16 protein-coding genes and 1 tRNA gene are annotated in these 13,879 nt (G+C 59.9%); 7 read left to right on the forward strand and 10 right to left on the reverse strand.

The genetic code is table 11. The features are described 5' to 3' along the window. Positions 1-15 precede the first annotated feature (15 nt). A complete protein-coding gene (locus tag ACTHND_RS09835; RefSeq protein ID WP_440177770.1) occupies positions 16-276 on the forward strand; it encodes a hypothetical protein in 261 nt (86 codons plus the stop codon). A gap of 70 nt (positions 277-346) precedes the next feature. Here ACTHND_RS09835 and ACTHND_RS09840 read toward each other — a convergent pair. After that, a tRNA-Ile gene (locus tag ACTHND_RS09840) sits at positions 347-422 on the reverse strand. A gap of 165 nt (positions 423-587) precedes the next feature. Between ACTHND_RS09840 and ACTHND_RS09845 the strand changes: the two genes are divergently transcribed. The 3 genes from ACTHND_RS09845 (at position 588) to ACTHND_RS09855 (ending at position 3,306) form a co-directional block, all read left to right on the forward strand. Further along, positions 588-1,343, forward strand: a complete 756-nt coding sequence (locus ACTHND_RS09845; protein WP_440177771.1) for an SIMPL domain-containing protein — start codon at positions 588-590, stop codon at positions 1,341-1,343. Positions 1,344-1,649: 306 nt separating this feature from the next. Further along, entirely contained in the window at positions 1,650-2,282 is a 633-nt protein-coding gene (locus ACTHND_RS09850) for a TIGR02466 family protein (RefSeq protein ID WP_440177772.1), read from the forward strand. Further along, positions 2,275-3,306, forward strand: a complete 1,032-nt coding sequence (locus ACTHND_RS09855; protein WP_440177773.1) for an oxidoreductase — start codon at positions 2,275-2,277, stop codon at positions 3,304-3,306. The genes ACTHND_RS09850 and ACTHND_RS09855 overlap by 8 nt, the downstream gene beginning before the upstream one ends. Before the next feature lie 81 nt (positions 3,307-3,387). Here ACTHND_RS09855 and ACTHND_RS09860 read toward each other — a convergent pair whose 3' ends face one another. Then, complete coding sequence (locus ACTHND_RS09860; protein WP_440177774.1) at positions 3,388-4,011, reverse strand: DUF1134 domain-containing protein; 624 nt, start codon at positions 4,009-4,011, stop codon at positions 3,388-3,390. A 228-nt stretch (positions 4,012-4,239) separates the two neighbouring features. Between ACTHND_RS09860 and ACTHND_RS09865 the strand changes: the two genes are divergently transcribed. Further along, positions 4,240-4,587: a hypothetical protein gene (locus ACTHND_RS09865; protein WP_440177775.1), complete on the forward strand. Its 348-nt coding sequence runs from the start codon at positions 4,240-4,242 to the stop codon at positions 4,585-4,587. Positions 4,588-4,603: 16 nt separating this feature from the next. On the opposite strand, the gene ACTHND_RS09870 is transcribed toward ACTHND_RS09865, so the two are convergent. Beyond that, entirely contained in the window at positions 4,604-6,235 is a 1,632-nt protein-coding gene (locus ACTHND_RS09870; protein WP_440177776.1) for a M28 family metallopeptidase, read from the reverse strand. 162 nt (positions 6,236-6,397) lie between these two features. Here ACTHND_RS09870 and ACTHND_RS09875 point away from each other — a divergent pair, with 162 nt between their 5' ends. After that, entirely contained in the window at positions 6,398-7,651 is a 1,254-nt protein-coding gene (locus ACTHND_RS09875; RefSeq protein ID WP_440177777.1) for an SGNH/GDSL hydrolase family protein, read from the forward strand. Here ACTHND_RS09875 and ACTHND_RS09880 read toward each other — a convergent pair. Further along, positions 7,648-8,094, reverse strand: a complete 447-nt coding sequence (locus tag ACTHND_RS09880; protein WP_440177778.1) for a hypothetical protein — start codon at positions 8,092-8,094, stop codon at positions 7,648-7,650. The two genes, ACTHND_RS09875 and ACTHND_RS09880, sit on opposite strands and share 4 nt — an antisense overlap. Before the next feature lie 175 nt (positions 8,095-8,269). Between ACTHND_RS09880 and lepA the strand changes: the two genes are divergently transcribed. After that, positions 8,270-10,075, forward strand: a complete 1,806-nt coding sequence (lepA, locus tag ACTHND_RS09885; RefSeq protein WP_440177779.1) for a translation elongation factor 4 — start codon at positions 8,270-8,272, stop codon at positions 10,073-10,075. A 76-nt stretch (positions 10,076-10,151) separates the two neighbouring features. On the opposite strand, the gene ACTHND_RS09890 is transcribed toward lepA, so the two are convergent. The 6 genes from ACTHND_RS09890 to ACTHND_RS09915 all read right to left on the reverse strand — a co-directional run bounded on the left by ACTHND_RS09890 (position 10,152) and on the right by ACTHND_RS09915 (position 13,860). Then, entirely contained in the window at positions 10,152-10,559 is a 408-nt protein-coding gene (locus tag ACTHND_RS09890) for a DUF6491 family protein (RefSeq protein WP_440177780.1), read from the reverse strand. Between the two features lies 1 nt (position 10,560). Further along, a complete protein-coding gene (locus tag ACTHND_RS09895; protein WP_440177781.1) occupies positions 10,561-10,965 on the reverse strand; it encodes a DUF6491 family protein in 405 nt (134 codons plus the stop codon). A 35-nt stretch (positions 10,966-11,000) separates the two neighbouring features. Further along, positions 11,001-11,444, reverse strand: coding sequence for a DUF6491 family protein (locus tag ACTHND_RS09900; RefSeq protein ID WP_440177782.1), 444 nt, complete (start codon positions 11,442-11,444; stop codon positions 11,001-11,003). 61 nt (positions 11,445-11,505) lie between these two features. Continuing rightward, complete coding sequence (gene mnmC, locus ACTHND_RS09905) at positions 11,506-13,293, reverse strand: FAD-dependent 5-carboxymethylaminomethyl-2-thiouridine(34) oxidoreductase MnmC (RefSeq protein WP_440177783.1); 1,788 nt, start codon at positions 13,291-13,293, stop codon at positions 11,506-11,508. 78 nt (positions 13,294-13,371) lie between these two features. Further along, positions 13,372-13,557, reverse strand: a complete 186-nt coding sequence (locus ACTHND_RS09910) for a hypothetical protein (protein WP_090644063.1) — start codon at positions 13,555-13,557, stop codon at positions 13,372-13,374. Positions 13,558-13,644: 87 nt separating this feature from the next. Further along, positions 13,645-13,860, reverse strand: coding sequence for a hypothetical protein (locus ACTHND_RS09915; protein ID WP_440177784.1), 216 nt, complete (start codon positions 13,858-13,860; stop codon positions 13,645-13,647). Positions 13,861-13,879: the final 19 nt, after the last annotated feature.

Raw genomic sequence — 13,879 nt, forward strand, 5'->3', positions numbered from 1 at the left:
CAATGGAGATACCCAATGGCCCCCCCTTCCCAATCCTCAGGCAATAACGGCCTGGTCGTCATTATAGCCGTCGCTGTCATCGCCATTCTGGCGGTCGGCGCCATCTTTCTGATGCAGGATCATCGCTCCGGCAGCGAACGGGTCGGCGATGCCATCGAAGCCGCGCCGCATGGGCTTGACAAGGCGGCCGACAAACTGGGCGATCAGGCGCCGGCCGATAATGTTGAGCGCAATCTCGACAAGGCCGGTGACAAGGTGGAAAAGGCCGTCAACTAATGGGGATAAAAGAGTGGTCGGGCGATTATTCGCCGGCCATTTTTCATATCCGGCTTCATGTCTGGTGGATTGGTAGGCCCGGAGGGACTCGAACCCCCAACCAGACCGTTATGAGCGGTCGGCTCTAACCATTGAGCTACAGGCCCCCAAATATGAAGGGAGGCCGTGCTAACATGCACGCCGTCAGATTTAAAGGCTATTTTTGAACGGTCAGGCCCGTTCAGCCCACATTCATGCGCGATCGATCATCATGGACATACCGCAAGGCCGATCCCAAGGCTTGCGGCACTCAAACAAGAAAGACCATCCACATGCCAGCCATCAAATCCGCCCTGCTGAAATCCTTTGCTTTAGGTGCCCTGAGCGCCGGCCTGGTTGCCGCCCCCCTGATGGCCCCAAATGCAGCCTTGGCCCAGACCACGCAACCCGTTCTGGTCATGCCGGCGCAGAGCACCTTGTCCCTCAGCGCCAATGGCGAGGTCAGCGCCACCCCAGACATGGCCACCATCAATTTCGCCGTGGTGACGCAAGGCAATACCGCGTCCGAAGCCATGAAGGCCAATAATGTCCGTATGAACGCGGTCATGGCGTCTCTGAAGAGCGCCGGCATCGCGGCCAAGGATATCCAGACGTCGAGCCTCAATCTCAACCCGCAATATGACTATACCGATGGCCAGGCGCCGAAGCTGACCGGTTATCAGGCGCAGAACCAGATCACGGTCCGGGTCAACGACCTGAACCAGACCGGTCCGGTGATCGACGCCGTGATCAAGGCGGGCATCAACCAGGTCAATGCCATCAATTTCGGCCTGAAGAACGATGAAGCCATGACCGATCAAGCCCGCCAGGCCGCGGTCGCCACCCTGCTGAAGCGCGCCAACCTCTATGCGGCCGCCACCGGCATGAAGGTCAAGCGGATCATCTCGATCGAGGAAGGCGGCCCGGTCTATAACCAGCCGCAGCCGATGATGTTCCGCGCCAACAAGATGGCCGACGCCTCGACGCCGGTGTCTTCCGGTGAACTGCAATTGAGCGTCAATGTCTCGGCGACTTTTGAGTTGGAATAACCTCTCCTCCCCTGACTTGAAGCCTGTCACGCCAAAAACGCGACAGGCTTTTTTTGTGCATAAAATTCAATCAATGCGATAAAGCAGGTGACGCAAAATTAAGACTTTATTAACCTGCGCGAATGTTTGGAAAACGCGCCCCTTCATATGCAATTGCAAAAGTCGCCCCCGCCCTGCCCGTTTGGCTGGCTGTGGACAGCGTGTTCAATCCGGTAAATGTCGGCATTTTCCTGGCGGCCTTGCTTTTCGGCATGAACGCCTGAACAACCGGCTTGCCCTGCCCGCCTTGCGGGATTAGGACAGGCTATGACCAAGACAGCGCCCGCAACCGTTTCGCCCCTGTTCGTCACCGAACTGTACCGCGCCGATCTAAGCGCGCAGCCGGGCTTTGACGACTTTCTCGCCGAACTGGACGACACCTGCCGCGCCATTGCCGACGAGGATGAGGCCGGCCAAAACTGGTCTCAGCAGAAGGGCTATCTCGGCTATACCTCCTATGCTTCGCTGAATGACCTGCCGGCGCGGGCCAGCGTTTTCGCTGACCTGAAGGCGATTCTCGATACCCATGTCGCCGCCTTCGCGGAAAAGCTCGATTTCGATCTGCACGGCCAGAAGCTGAAGCTGAATTCCCTGTGGATCAACATCCTGGAGCCGATGGGCCATCATTCCAGCCATATCCATCCGCACAGCGTCATCTCCGGCACCTTCTATATCTCCATCCCCGAAGGCGCCAGCGCGCTGCGCCTGGAAGACCCGCGCCTCGGCTTCATGATGAATGCGCCCTTGCGCAAGGCCAACGGCAGGCCGGAGCACCAGACCTTCGTCAATTTCACCGCCCAGGCCGGCACAGTGCTGCTGTGGGAAAGCTGGCTGCGTCATGAGGTGCCGATCAATCTCAGCGACGATGTACGTATTTCGGTGAGTTTCAATTATGGCTAGTGTGAAAACCGCCCTCGTTGGTTACGGCTACGCCGGCAAGACCATCCATGCCCCGCTGATCCGCGCCGCAAAAGGCCTGAAACTGGCCACCATCGTGTCCTCCAGACCGGTTGATGTACTGGCCGGCCTGCCCGGCATGACCGTGGCGCCGGATCTGGCGACAGCCCTCGCCGATCCGTCAATCGAGTTGGTCGTCATCGCCACGCCGAATGAAATTCACGCCTCCATGGCGCATGAAGCGCTGGATGCCGGAAAGCATGTGGTCATCGACAAGCCGTTTGCTCTCAGCGTGGCGGAAGGTGAATCCGTGCTCGCCCATGCCGAACGCGTCGGTAAAACGGTCTCTGTCTTCCATTGCCGCCGCTGGGACAGCAATTACCTGACCCTCCAAGCCCTGCGTCCGCATCTGGGCGATCTCTATCAGGTGATTTTACGTTACGACCGTCTGCGCCCCGTGGTGCGCAATCGCTGGCGGGAACGCGCTGGTCCCGGCTCCGGCATCTGGTTCGATCTCGGCTCGCATCTGATTGATCAGGCGATAACCCTTTTCGGCTGGCCGGAATGGATATCGGCGGATATCGCCGGCCAGCGCCCCGGCGCACAAACTGATGACTATTTCCACGCCATCCTGGGCTACGGACCGCTGCGCGTGATCCTGCATTCGTCAATGATGACCACCATTCCCGGCCCGGCGCTTGAGGCCCAGGGCGCGCATGGCGCCTTCGTCAAGTTCGGCATGGATACGCAGGAAGAGATGCTGAAGGCCGGCCGGGTGCCCGGTGATACCGGCTGGGGTATTGATCCGGTCATGGGTATTTTCACGCCGGTGGCTGGTGAAATCGCCGGACAATCACAGGAAGTCACCGCCACGCCCGGCAATTACCTCGCCTATTACGAAGCCATTGCGGACACCATAAGCCGAAACGCGCCCAATCCGGTGACCGGAGAGGACGCGCTGAAGGTGATGAAACTGCTCGAACTGGGCTTTGTTAGTGCGCGTGAAGGGCGCAAAGTTGCAACCTAGACACCCAAATCTCCTGAGATTTGGCAAGGGCAAGCGACCGCCCGAGTGGTTGCAAGGCAAGCCCGCGCGGCGTTTTAGCGCCTATAAAGGCAATACCCTGCGCTTTTTCGAGAAGCTCATATAACCGACATTGGCGCCGAGACGGAAGCCGACACCAGCGCGGATCGGCGCCAGCACTATGCCTTCGGCGCGCTGGTAGGTGATGCCGAGACCGCCAATGAAATAGGCCGAGCCTTCGACGCCGGGGAAGCGGCGATACATGAAGATCGGCTCGCGCAGGTTATAGACCAGGGTGAAGACGCGCGAGGCATTGGCGCCGGTATCGAACCCGATCGAGGGCCCCTGCCAATACATGTGGGTCGGCTCGGCAACGTCCTTCATGAACAGATTGCCCTTGCCGTAGCGCACGCCAATCCCCACAGCGCCGGAAGCTTCGGTGCCGGCGATATAGGCGGTCGGGTGATCGCCGTAATCGGCGAATATCTTTTCAAGCGCGCCCCCCAAAGCTTCGACCGTCACGCCCAGGAAATCGGAACCCGCGGTCAGGATCTCATCGCGGGTATAGTAGCGATATTCCTTTTCCTCGGCAGGCTGATTCTTCTCGGTCGGATAGGTTTGCGCCAGGCTCAGGCGCGGGGCCAGGCCAGCGATCATGGGTGTTGCGGCGGCGGCCACACCGGCCAGAAGAAACGAACGACGTTCCATGGGCGAAAACTCCTCAAACTCTGATCGATGGGGTCTATCGCCGACAAGGTTAACAGATGATTTACTAACATCCCCTTACGCGCGCATTCCCCGGTTACGTGCAGGGTGCCTGTGCCATGTGTCGTGAATAGGGCTTAACTTGCCGCGACTTCGCCGCATTTCTTAATGCAAACCCCCACCGGATGTTATAGTCTCAGACCAACCGTAGTTGGCCATATGGGGGTTGCTGTGACATCAGTCGGCGCTTTTTTTACCTACCGTCAGGGCGTCAATATAGCGATACTGGCCAATTATATCCTGCTTGCCATTCTGATCGTCATTCATTCCGTCACCGCCCAGTGTGAGCCCCCGGCGGCGCGCCTGATCGTCATTTTGCTTTGGCTGCTGGTGCTTCTGGTCATCGCCTATGTATGGGTGACCTGCCGTGAGCGCCTGTGGTGGATGCTGCCGCAGATGCTGGCCCTGGCTCTGGCCATCATGTCCCTGGCGACAATGACCATTTACCAGTCCCAGGGTAGCGGCGACATCTGTCTCTACGATCCCAACCCGATCAAGTTCGAGCTGCGAAAAAAATAGACACGGGGCGCCGGCCTCATTTGCGCTCAGTGTCAGTGATGTCGCGCGCCCCTTTGAACTCAGACGTATCGCGCCAGACCGGCCACCGGTGTGAATTGGCCAGGGCCTCGCCGATTTGATAGTAAAGCGAGGCGTCTTCGACCAGCCCGCTTAAATCCCAGACCGCCGACCATTCATCGCCCGGCTGATGGTAACGGTGGTCGGTATAGTCCTTTGACAGCGCCTCTCCCGCCGCCTTGCCGCCTTTGACCATGTCGTCGCCCGAATAGGCGACCAGCATGGGTACGCCACGCTTGACCAGCGGGAAGTGATCCGAGCGAAAGAAACCGCCGGCTTCCGGACGCGGATCAGGCGTAATCGTGCGGTTCTGCTTGCCACCATAGAGCGCCACCATGTCATCGAGCGATGACTGGCCAACGCCTTCGACCACGATATCCTTGGTCGCGCCATTCACATTGAGCGCATCCATATTGATGCCGGCCACCGTCTTCGCCAGCGGATAGACCGGATTGCTGGCGTAATATTCCGATCCCAGAAGCCCGCTTTCCTCGGCGGTGAAGGCGATCATGACGATCGAGCGCTCTGGTTTTTTGGCTTTTCCAAAGGCCCGCGCCAGTTCCAGGAGGGTGGCGCTGCCGGTGCCGTTATCGACCGCGCCATTGCATATCTTGTCAGCCGCCTGCGGGGCGCAGATGCCGAGATGATCCCAGTGACCGGTAAAAAGCACGGTCTCGTCCGGATATTTGGTGCCTGGCAGACGGGCGATGATATTGTGGGTGGTGATCTCGCTGGCCGCCACCTTGTAACCGCCGCTCAACGTCACATTCAGCGGCACCGGCTGGAAGTCCTTGGAGCGCGCCTTCACCCGCAGGGCGGCCAGGTCAAGCCCCGCCGCCTTGAACAACGCCTCCGCCGTTTCGTGCGTCATCCACGATTCCAGCTTCGGGCTGGCAGTTGACGGATCGGACCGGACAATATCGAACTGCGGGCCGGACCACGAATTACGTACCGTATCCCAGCCATAGGAAGCCGCGTCAGCGTCATGGATGATGATAACGCCGGCGGCGCCACGGCGGGCGGCTTCTTCATACTTGTAGGTCCAGCGGCCGTAATAGGTCATCGCCTTGCCGCCGAAAGTCATCAATTGCGGTTCGACAAAATCCGGATCATTGATCAGTTCGACCAGGATCTTGCCTTTGACATCAACACCTTTGAAATCATCCCAGCCGCGTTCCGGCGCGGTAACGCCATAACCGACAAAGACGAGCGGCGCCTTGTCGAAGCTGACATCGCCCAAAGCCCCGCGCGTCGAGGCGGTGATGTCAACGCCCTGTTTCAAGTCCAGGCTGTGACCGTCGGCAAAATTGAACGCCAGTTTCGGGTCCCTGACCACGAACTGGCGCAAGTGGACCGCCTGCGTCCAGCCCCCATTTTCTCCGCCCGGCTGGAAACCGGCGGCGGCAAAGCCTTTCGACATATAGTCAATCACCTTCTGCTCGGCCGGCGTGGTAATGCCGCGCCCCTCGAACGCATCGGAAGACAGCACCTTGATGTCATCGGAGATGCGCGCGGCGCTGATATCCTGCGCCTGGACGGCGCCCGCCAGTGAGAACAGCGCCACGGAGGCCAGAAGGACGGATTTCAACATGACGCATCTCCCAGATTGGTTTCTATTGATGCTAGTTTGCCATGAACAGGAGTCAAGCCTGTGCTGGCGGTTGATATGTGTTTATGCGCTTGCCCCCTACGGCAAACCCGATCATAAAGTCACTGATAGCGCTAACAATTATAATATCATTGGGAGAGTGAGATGGCCCTGTACAGATTCACGCGCCGCAGCCTGTTTGCCGCAACTTTGGCTTTGGTTCTGCCCCTCGGCTTCATCGGTCCGGTCCATGCCAAAACAGCTCAGTCACAGTGGGTGACGGTCTGGTCTACCGCGCAGATGACACCGGGCGCCGACAGCGCCCTCTCCCCGGCCGACGCGACTGACGCCACCCTGCGCCAGACGATCCGGGTCGCCAAAGGCGGTGATATGATCCGCCTGCGCCTTTCCAATGCCATGGGCACCGACCCCCTGTCCCTGCGCAATGTCCATGTCGCGCGAACGACAATAGCCGGAGCCTCCACCATCGATCCGGCCACGGATCATCCGGTTACATTTGGCGGTTTGAGCGACATCGTCATTCCCGCCGGCGCGGACTATATTTCCGATCCGATCTCAATAACCGTGGCCGATCAATCTGTCCTCGCCATCAGTTTTCATATGCCGGCAGGACTGCCCCAACAACAGACCGGCCATCCTGGGTCGCGCACCACCTCCTGGCTCGTTCACGGCGACCATGTCAGCGATGCCGAACTCCCGGAAGCGAAGAAGTTCGATCACTGGTTCACCATAGCCGGCCTCGATATTGAAAACGGGTCGGCCAGGGCCGCCCTGGTGGCCTTCGGCGATTCGATCACCGATGGCTACGGCATCAAGCCCAACAGCGACAGCCGCTGGCCGGATTTTCTCGGTCGGCGCATGAAGGACAAGCGGGTTTCGGTGCTCAATGCAGGCATCGGCGGCAATCGCCTTCTGCTCGATGGCCTCGGCCCCAATGCCCAGGCACGCTTTGACCGTGACGTACTGAGCCAGAGCGGCGTCCGATACGTGATTGTGCTGGAAGGCGTGAACGATCTTGGCATGTTAACGCGCGACGGCCCCGTAACACAGGCGGCGCATGACGACCTGGTTGCCCGGCTCAAGGCGGCCTATTTGCAGATGATCACCAAGGCCCATAGCCACGGCCTGAAAATTTATGGGGGCACCATCACGCCATTCATGGGCATGGACTATTACCATCCGGATGCGTTGAACGAGGCTGACCGCCAAGCGGTCAATAGCTGGATCCGGACGTCGGGCGCCTTCGATGCGGTGATCGATTTCGATGCCGCCCTGCGCGACCCGGCGCAGCCCAACCGCCTGTCACCGGTTTATGACAGCGGCGACCACCTGCATCCGTCATCGGCCGGCTACCAGGCCATGGCGGAGGCGGTAGATTTGAAACTGTTTGAAAATTAACGGCTGCCGGCCAGTTGCTGGGCGGCTTGCCCGCCCGGCAGTTTCCAGTTGGTGGTAAAACGCAGCCAGTCGCCGGCATGATGTCCCGGCTGGCTGGTGTCGGTCTGGGCCCATTTCAGGACCGTGACCGCCAGTCCTTCTCCAAGACCATATCCGGGTCGACTTTCGGCGGCGACCACGCATTGCGTCAGGCCGCCATCATCACCGATCTGGCAATCGACCTGGGCCTGGCCTTCAATGGCGCTGACTTTCGCCACCTGCGGATATTCGCCGGCCTGGCTGAGATCGCCATCGCGCGTATAAAGGCGTGTCCCATCGGGAATAACCGGTGCGGCTGTCGGCGCGCAGTGAACACCACCGCCTGTCGCCGTGGCATCCTGCGCCAGGGTTTGCGTGGCGACCAGGCCGCACAGGACGGATAAGCAAAACACAGTCGTTTTCATAAGCCCACACTCACAAGGATTTCCGTCAGTAAGCCACCTGGAGACATAAGGGGACAATTAGGGGATTCCCGCAATCCCTAAATTTGAAATACGTGGTTAAGAGCGCTTCGACCGCATTGAGGCACAAGCGCCCAGCCCCTTCCCTATTGCGGCGCGTCATGCTATCCGCACCCGAATGAGCACAGACCTTTCCAAGATCCGCAATTTTTCCATCGTCGCCCATATCGACCACGGCAAATCCACTCTCTCCGACCGCCTGATCCAGTTCACCGGCGGTCTGACCGCACGCGAGATGAAGGAACAGGTGCTCGACAACATGGATATCGAGCGCGAACGCGGTATCACCATCAAGGCCCAGACCGTCCGCCTCAATTACAAGGCCCACGACGGCGAAACCTATGTGCTGAACCTGATGGACACGCCGGGCCATGTCGATTTCGCCTATGAGGTTTCGCGCTCGCTGGCCGCCTGCGAAGGCTCGATCCTGGTGGTGGACGCGTCGCAGGGCGTCGAAGCGCAAACCCTGGCCAATGTCTACCAGGCCATAGACAACAATCACGAGATCGTCCCGGTCCTAAACAAGATCGACCTGCCGGCCGCCGAGCCGGAGCGCATCCGCGCCCAGATTGAGGATGTCATCGGCATCGACGCTTCCGACGCCGTACTCTGTTCGGCCAAGTCCGGCCTCGGCATCGAGGATGTGCTCGAAGCCGTCGTCACCCGCCTGCCGGCGCCGAAGGGCGACGAAAACGAGCCACTCAAGGCCCTGCTGGTCGATGCCTGGTACGATCCCTATCTCGGCGTCGTGGTTCTCGTGCGCGTGTTTAATGGCCGCATGAAGCCCGGCCAGCAGGTCAAGCTGATGAATGCCGGCGCCACCTACAGGATAGACAAGCTCGGCGTCTTCATGCCGAAGGCTACCGATGTCGAAAGCCTCGGGCCCGGCGAGATCGGTTTCTTCACCGGCCAGATCAAGGAAGTCTCCGATGCCGCTGTCGGCGACACCATTACCGACGAGCGCAAGCCGACCGCCCAGGCCATGACGGGCTTCAAGGAAGTCCAACCGGTTGTGTTCTGCGGCATTTTCCCGGTCGATGCCGCCGATTTCGAAGACCTTCGCTCAGCAATGGGCAAGCTGCGGCTCAACGACGCCAGCTTCTCCTACGAAATGGAAACCTCGGCGGCGCTCGGCTTCGGCTTCCGCTGCGGGTTCCTCGGCCTGCTCCATCTCGAAATCATCCAGGAGCGCCTGAGCCGCGAGTTCAATCTCGACCTGATCGCCACCGCGCCGTCGGTCGTCTACAAGATCTACATGAATGACGGCGAGGTCATCGATCTGCACAATCCCGCCGACATGCCCGATCCGGTCAAGACCGACCATATCGAGGAGCCGTGGATAAAGGCCACCATCTTCTGTCCGGACGATTATCTCGGCGCCATCATCAAGCTCTGCCAGGATCGCCGCGGCGAACAGGTCGACCTGTCCTATGTCGGCACCCGCGCCATGGTCGTCTACAATCTGCCGCTCAACGAAGTGGTTTTCGATTTCTATGACCGCCTGAAATCGGTCTCCAAGGGCTATGCCTCGTTCGACTACAATATCGAAGGCTACCGCGAAGGCGACCTGGTCAAGATGTCTATCCTGGTCAATTCGGAGCCGGTAGATGCGCTATCGATGCTCGTCCACCGCGATCGCGCCGAAATGCGTGGCCGCGGCATGTGCGAGAAGATGCGCGAACTGATACCGCAACACCTGTTCGTCATCCCCATCCAGGCGGCCATCGGCGGCCGTATCATCGCCCGCGAAACCGTGCGCGCCCTGCGCAAGGACGTGACGGCCAAGTGCTACGGCGGCGACGCCACGCGTAAAAAGAAGCTTCTGGAAAAGCAGAAGGAAGGCAAGAAGAAGATGCGGCAGTTCGGTAAGGTCGAAATTCCGCAGGAAGCCTTCATCGCCGCCCTCAAGATGGATAACGACTGACCAGGGGCACCGCCCCTGGCCCCGGAATATTATCGTTTCTATTAAAAAAGCCGGAAGCAATCTGCTTCCGGCTTTTTTAATGCGACTTCTGGTAGGCTAATGTTTCGGCCTTGTTTAGCGGCTCAATCGTATCGACCATACAGTGCATCGGTATGGCGGTCGTGATGTCGCCGGTTATATCGACATCGAGCGGTCCACAGATGCGCGTGCTGCCGCGATATTCCAGCTTGATCGCTTCGTTTTTCGTCATGCAGGGACCGGTCATGTGCATGACCAGCGAATTGCCGCTACGATCGACCAGAAGCAGGGTCTGGCGATCGATCACAGTGGAAGTTTCCAGTGGCGATGAGACGCACTGGTTCGCCGCCACCGAACGGACACCAGGATTGGGCGTCCGTTCAACCTGAGACGTGGCCGCACAGCCAACGACCACGACGGCCAGAATCGCGGCCCCACCCGCCAGGATCAGTCTTGTTTTGCGCACCTTAGTTGTCCTTGTCCAGCAAAGTGGCGGCTTCACGGGTGATCGGTTCAACACTGTTGATCAGGCATTTCACCGGGCGCTCGCCGTTTTCAGACCGCAGGATCATGGCGTCGTGCGCCTGGCAAATCTGATTGGTGCCATTGAATTCAAAGCCGATCTGCGAGAAATCGGTCATCGATTTGCAGGGACCGCCGATATCCATTTTGTACGGATTGCCCCAGGTATCGTAAACCAGCAGCGTATGGTCATCGACCACATGCTTGCGGCCGATATTACGAGCGTCCAGGCACTTCGGCGTTACCTTCGCCTGGACCGACGCCTGATCACCGCTCGCCGGAGGTGTGCCGGCACAGGCCGTCACGATCAGGCCGCCAGCGATCAGGCCCGCGATTGCAAACCCCGCCATATACATTTTTTTCGCCATCATCCTACTCCCTCTGATTATTTGGGTTTGTCGGCCCTGGGCTTGATGCCATAGGCCGCCGCCTCTTCCGGCGTCAGGTGACGCACGGCCTGTATCGGACAGGTCTTGAGTGGCCGATCACCCATGTCGCTGTAAACAATCTCACCGTCGAACGGCCCGCAAATATCGTTCAGGCCGCTGCCGCGTGACTTGATACCGATACGGAAACTGGAATCCAGGCCGATACAGGCCGGCGTCATGGTCAGTTCGTAGGCTTCGTTCCAGTTGGAAATGATGATGATCTTGTCATCCTTTTCCGTCTGGAAACTGCGAACCTGCGAAGAGTCGAAACAGGCCCTCGGGTCACGGGCGGGTCTGTTATCCGGCGCCGGCCGACCGGCAGAGGCCAGCGCCACACCGCCCACGGCCATCACACCTAGCCCGGCAGCGAAAAGGGCGGCGAAACAGGTCGACTTCTTCATGACAACACCTCTTAGGACAAGGGATAGGCTCTCGAAGCTGAACGCAGAATGAACATGTTGTTTATACGTCGGCCCGCGGCAAAAAGCGTCGCGGATCGAGCAAATTTTTTGCCGCACGCGGCAGCGCGGACGGTACGCCGATAATCTGATTTAGCAAGCCCCTGGCCAGCAGTGGCGCCAGGCAAAACCCACGCGCGCCCAGACCGGTCAACAGAAAAACGCCTTCATCCACCGCCCCCACGACAGGCAGGTAATCGCGCGTCATGACCCGAATGGAGGCGCGGGACTGGAATGGACCGTCGGCAACACGGGCGGCGCGTTCAGGCATGGCCCTGGCGAGGCTGTCGAGATTGCGGGCACGATCGGCCTGGCGCACATCGACACTGCGATCTTCGCGTTCGTGGGTGGCGCCAAAGAGAAAGCTATCCGCCAGCGGAATGGCATAGCCGCCCCAGCTTATGGCGCCTTGCAGGGGCACAGGATCAGACACGACCTCAACCTGCCCGCGCACCGGCCGCAGATCATAACGGGCCCTGTAATCCGCCAGATCGAAAATGCCATCCCCGCAAGCGAAAACGAGGGCGTCGTACCCCGCATGAACGGCCCCCTCAGACGTTTCAAATCGCCAGCCCGCCTCTGTCAGGCTGCAACCGGTGATCCGCGCCTGTATGATGGCTTTCGATCCCAGAAGCGTCGAGAGGATTTCGGCGGGCTTCACCCACAGGGCCGTATGGAGACCTATGCCCGCAGCCTGTGGTGTCTCCGCGGCCGCTCCCGCAGAAAACAGACCCAGATCGCCTTCGGCGAAACTGGATTGCTTGGCAATCCGCTCAAAGCGCGAGGCGTCTTTTGGCGTGGCTTCGCATTGCCATACCCCCTCCCCCAGAATGGCCTGAGGGCACAGTTGGCGATACAGCGCCGTGGCATAGGCGAACGCATCCGCAAAGAGCGCCGATATATCATTATCACCAGCATCAAGACGCGGCGTCACCAGGGCGGCGGCATTGCCGGATGCGCCGGCGCCAACGCCATCCGCCTCGAACAGATCGACCTCCAGGCCCAGTTGCCGCGCCTCATAAACCAGCGCGCAGCCTGCAATACCGGCGCCAACAACCGCCAGCTTTTGTGGACGTGAAAGCGCCGGTGATGCTTCACCGGCGCGCACCGCCTCCAGCCGTTCCCGCTTGCGCCCGAAGCCGGGACACTTCTCAACGGTGAAACCGGCTGCCTGGAGCCCGCGCCGCACGAACCCGGCCACGGTGAAGGTGGCCAGGCGCGCGCCGCCCTTGGTCCGCTCGGCGACCAGGGCGAAGACATCATCCGCCCACATATCGGGATTGAGCGCCGGCGAAAAACCATCGAGAAAGACGGCATCGGCCTTGCCCTCCCACGCCGTCAGGGCGGCGCAGACATCCATCAGCCCAAGCGTCAGGCTGACACCCCATTGCGGGAAAGTCATATAGTGAAAGCCGCGCCGAACTTTTGGCCACTGTGTCAGCAAAGCTTCGGCAAAGGGCGCCAGTTCGGGCCACGCCGCCAGAGCTTGGCCAGCATCTCCGGCGCTCATTAGGAAGCCTTCGACGGAAAAGATGTGCAGATGACCGCTGGCCGGCCGCGCCTCCGCCCACAGCGCCATGACGGCGGCGATATTCAACCCCGTGCCAAAGCCCAGTTCGAGCAGGGTAAAGTCACTTCGCCCGGCCCAGATATCCGGCATATGACAGCCCGCCAGAAAAACGGCGCGGGATTCGCTCAATCCATCCTGGAGCGAATAATAGATGTCACCGAAACGGCCGGACCGCGGCGCGCCATCCTCGGCGAAATAGAGTTCAGGGTCAGTCTGAGACATGCCCGCTTCTAGCCCAGGCAATAAAAAAGGGCCACCCAAAGGCGACCCTTTTCACATCAAATGCCCGAAGGCGAATGATTAGGAAGAAACGGCTTCCGAAGCGGCTTCCGAAGCCGGAGCCATTTCCGAAACGGCAGCGTCCGAAACGGCGGCTTCCGAAGAAGCAGCTTCTTCGGTCGGGGCCTTCGGGGTGCAGGCGGCGACGGACAGAGCAGCGCCGGCAACGGCAGCGATCAGAGCGATACGAACGATCTTGGAGGTCATGGATCAATTCCCTTTGATAGTTTGAAGGTGCAGGACCATTCCTGAACCTATTGCCGGGGGCAATTGCACCCCCGTCAAATCTTGTGATTAGGAAGCGGCCGAAGCTTCGGCAGCGGCGGGCGAAGCGGCGACGGCGGCGTCAACGGCAGCCGACGAATCGGTGGCATCAGCCGGAGCGGCTTCAGGCGCCATTTCCGAGGCAGCGCTTTCTTCAGTGGCGGCAGGCTTCTGGCAGGCGGCAACCGAAAGGGCGGCGACAGCAGCAGCAGCAACCAGAGCAGTGCGAACGATCTTGGAGGTCATGCGATCAGATCCTATTTCC

The organism is Asticcacaulis sp. (assembly GCF_051954415.1).
Taxonomy (GTDB): domain Bacteria; phylum Pseudomonadota; class Alphaproteobacteria; order Caulobacterales; family Caulobacteraceae; genus Asticcacaulis.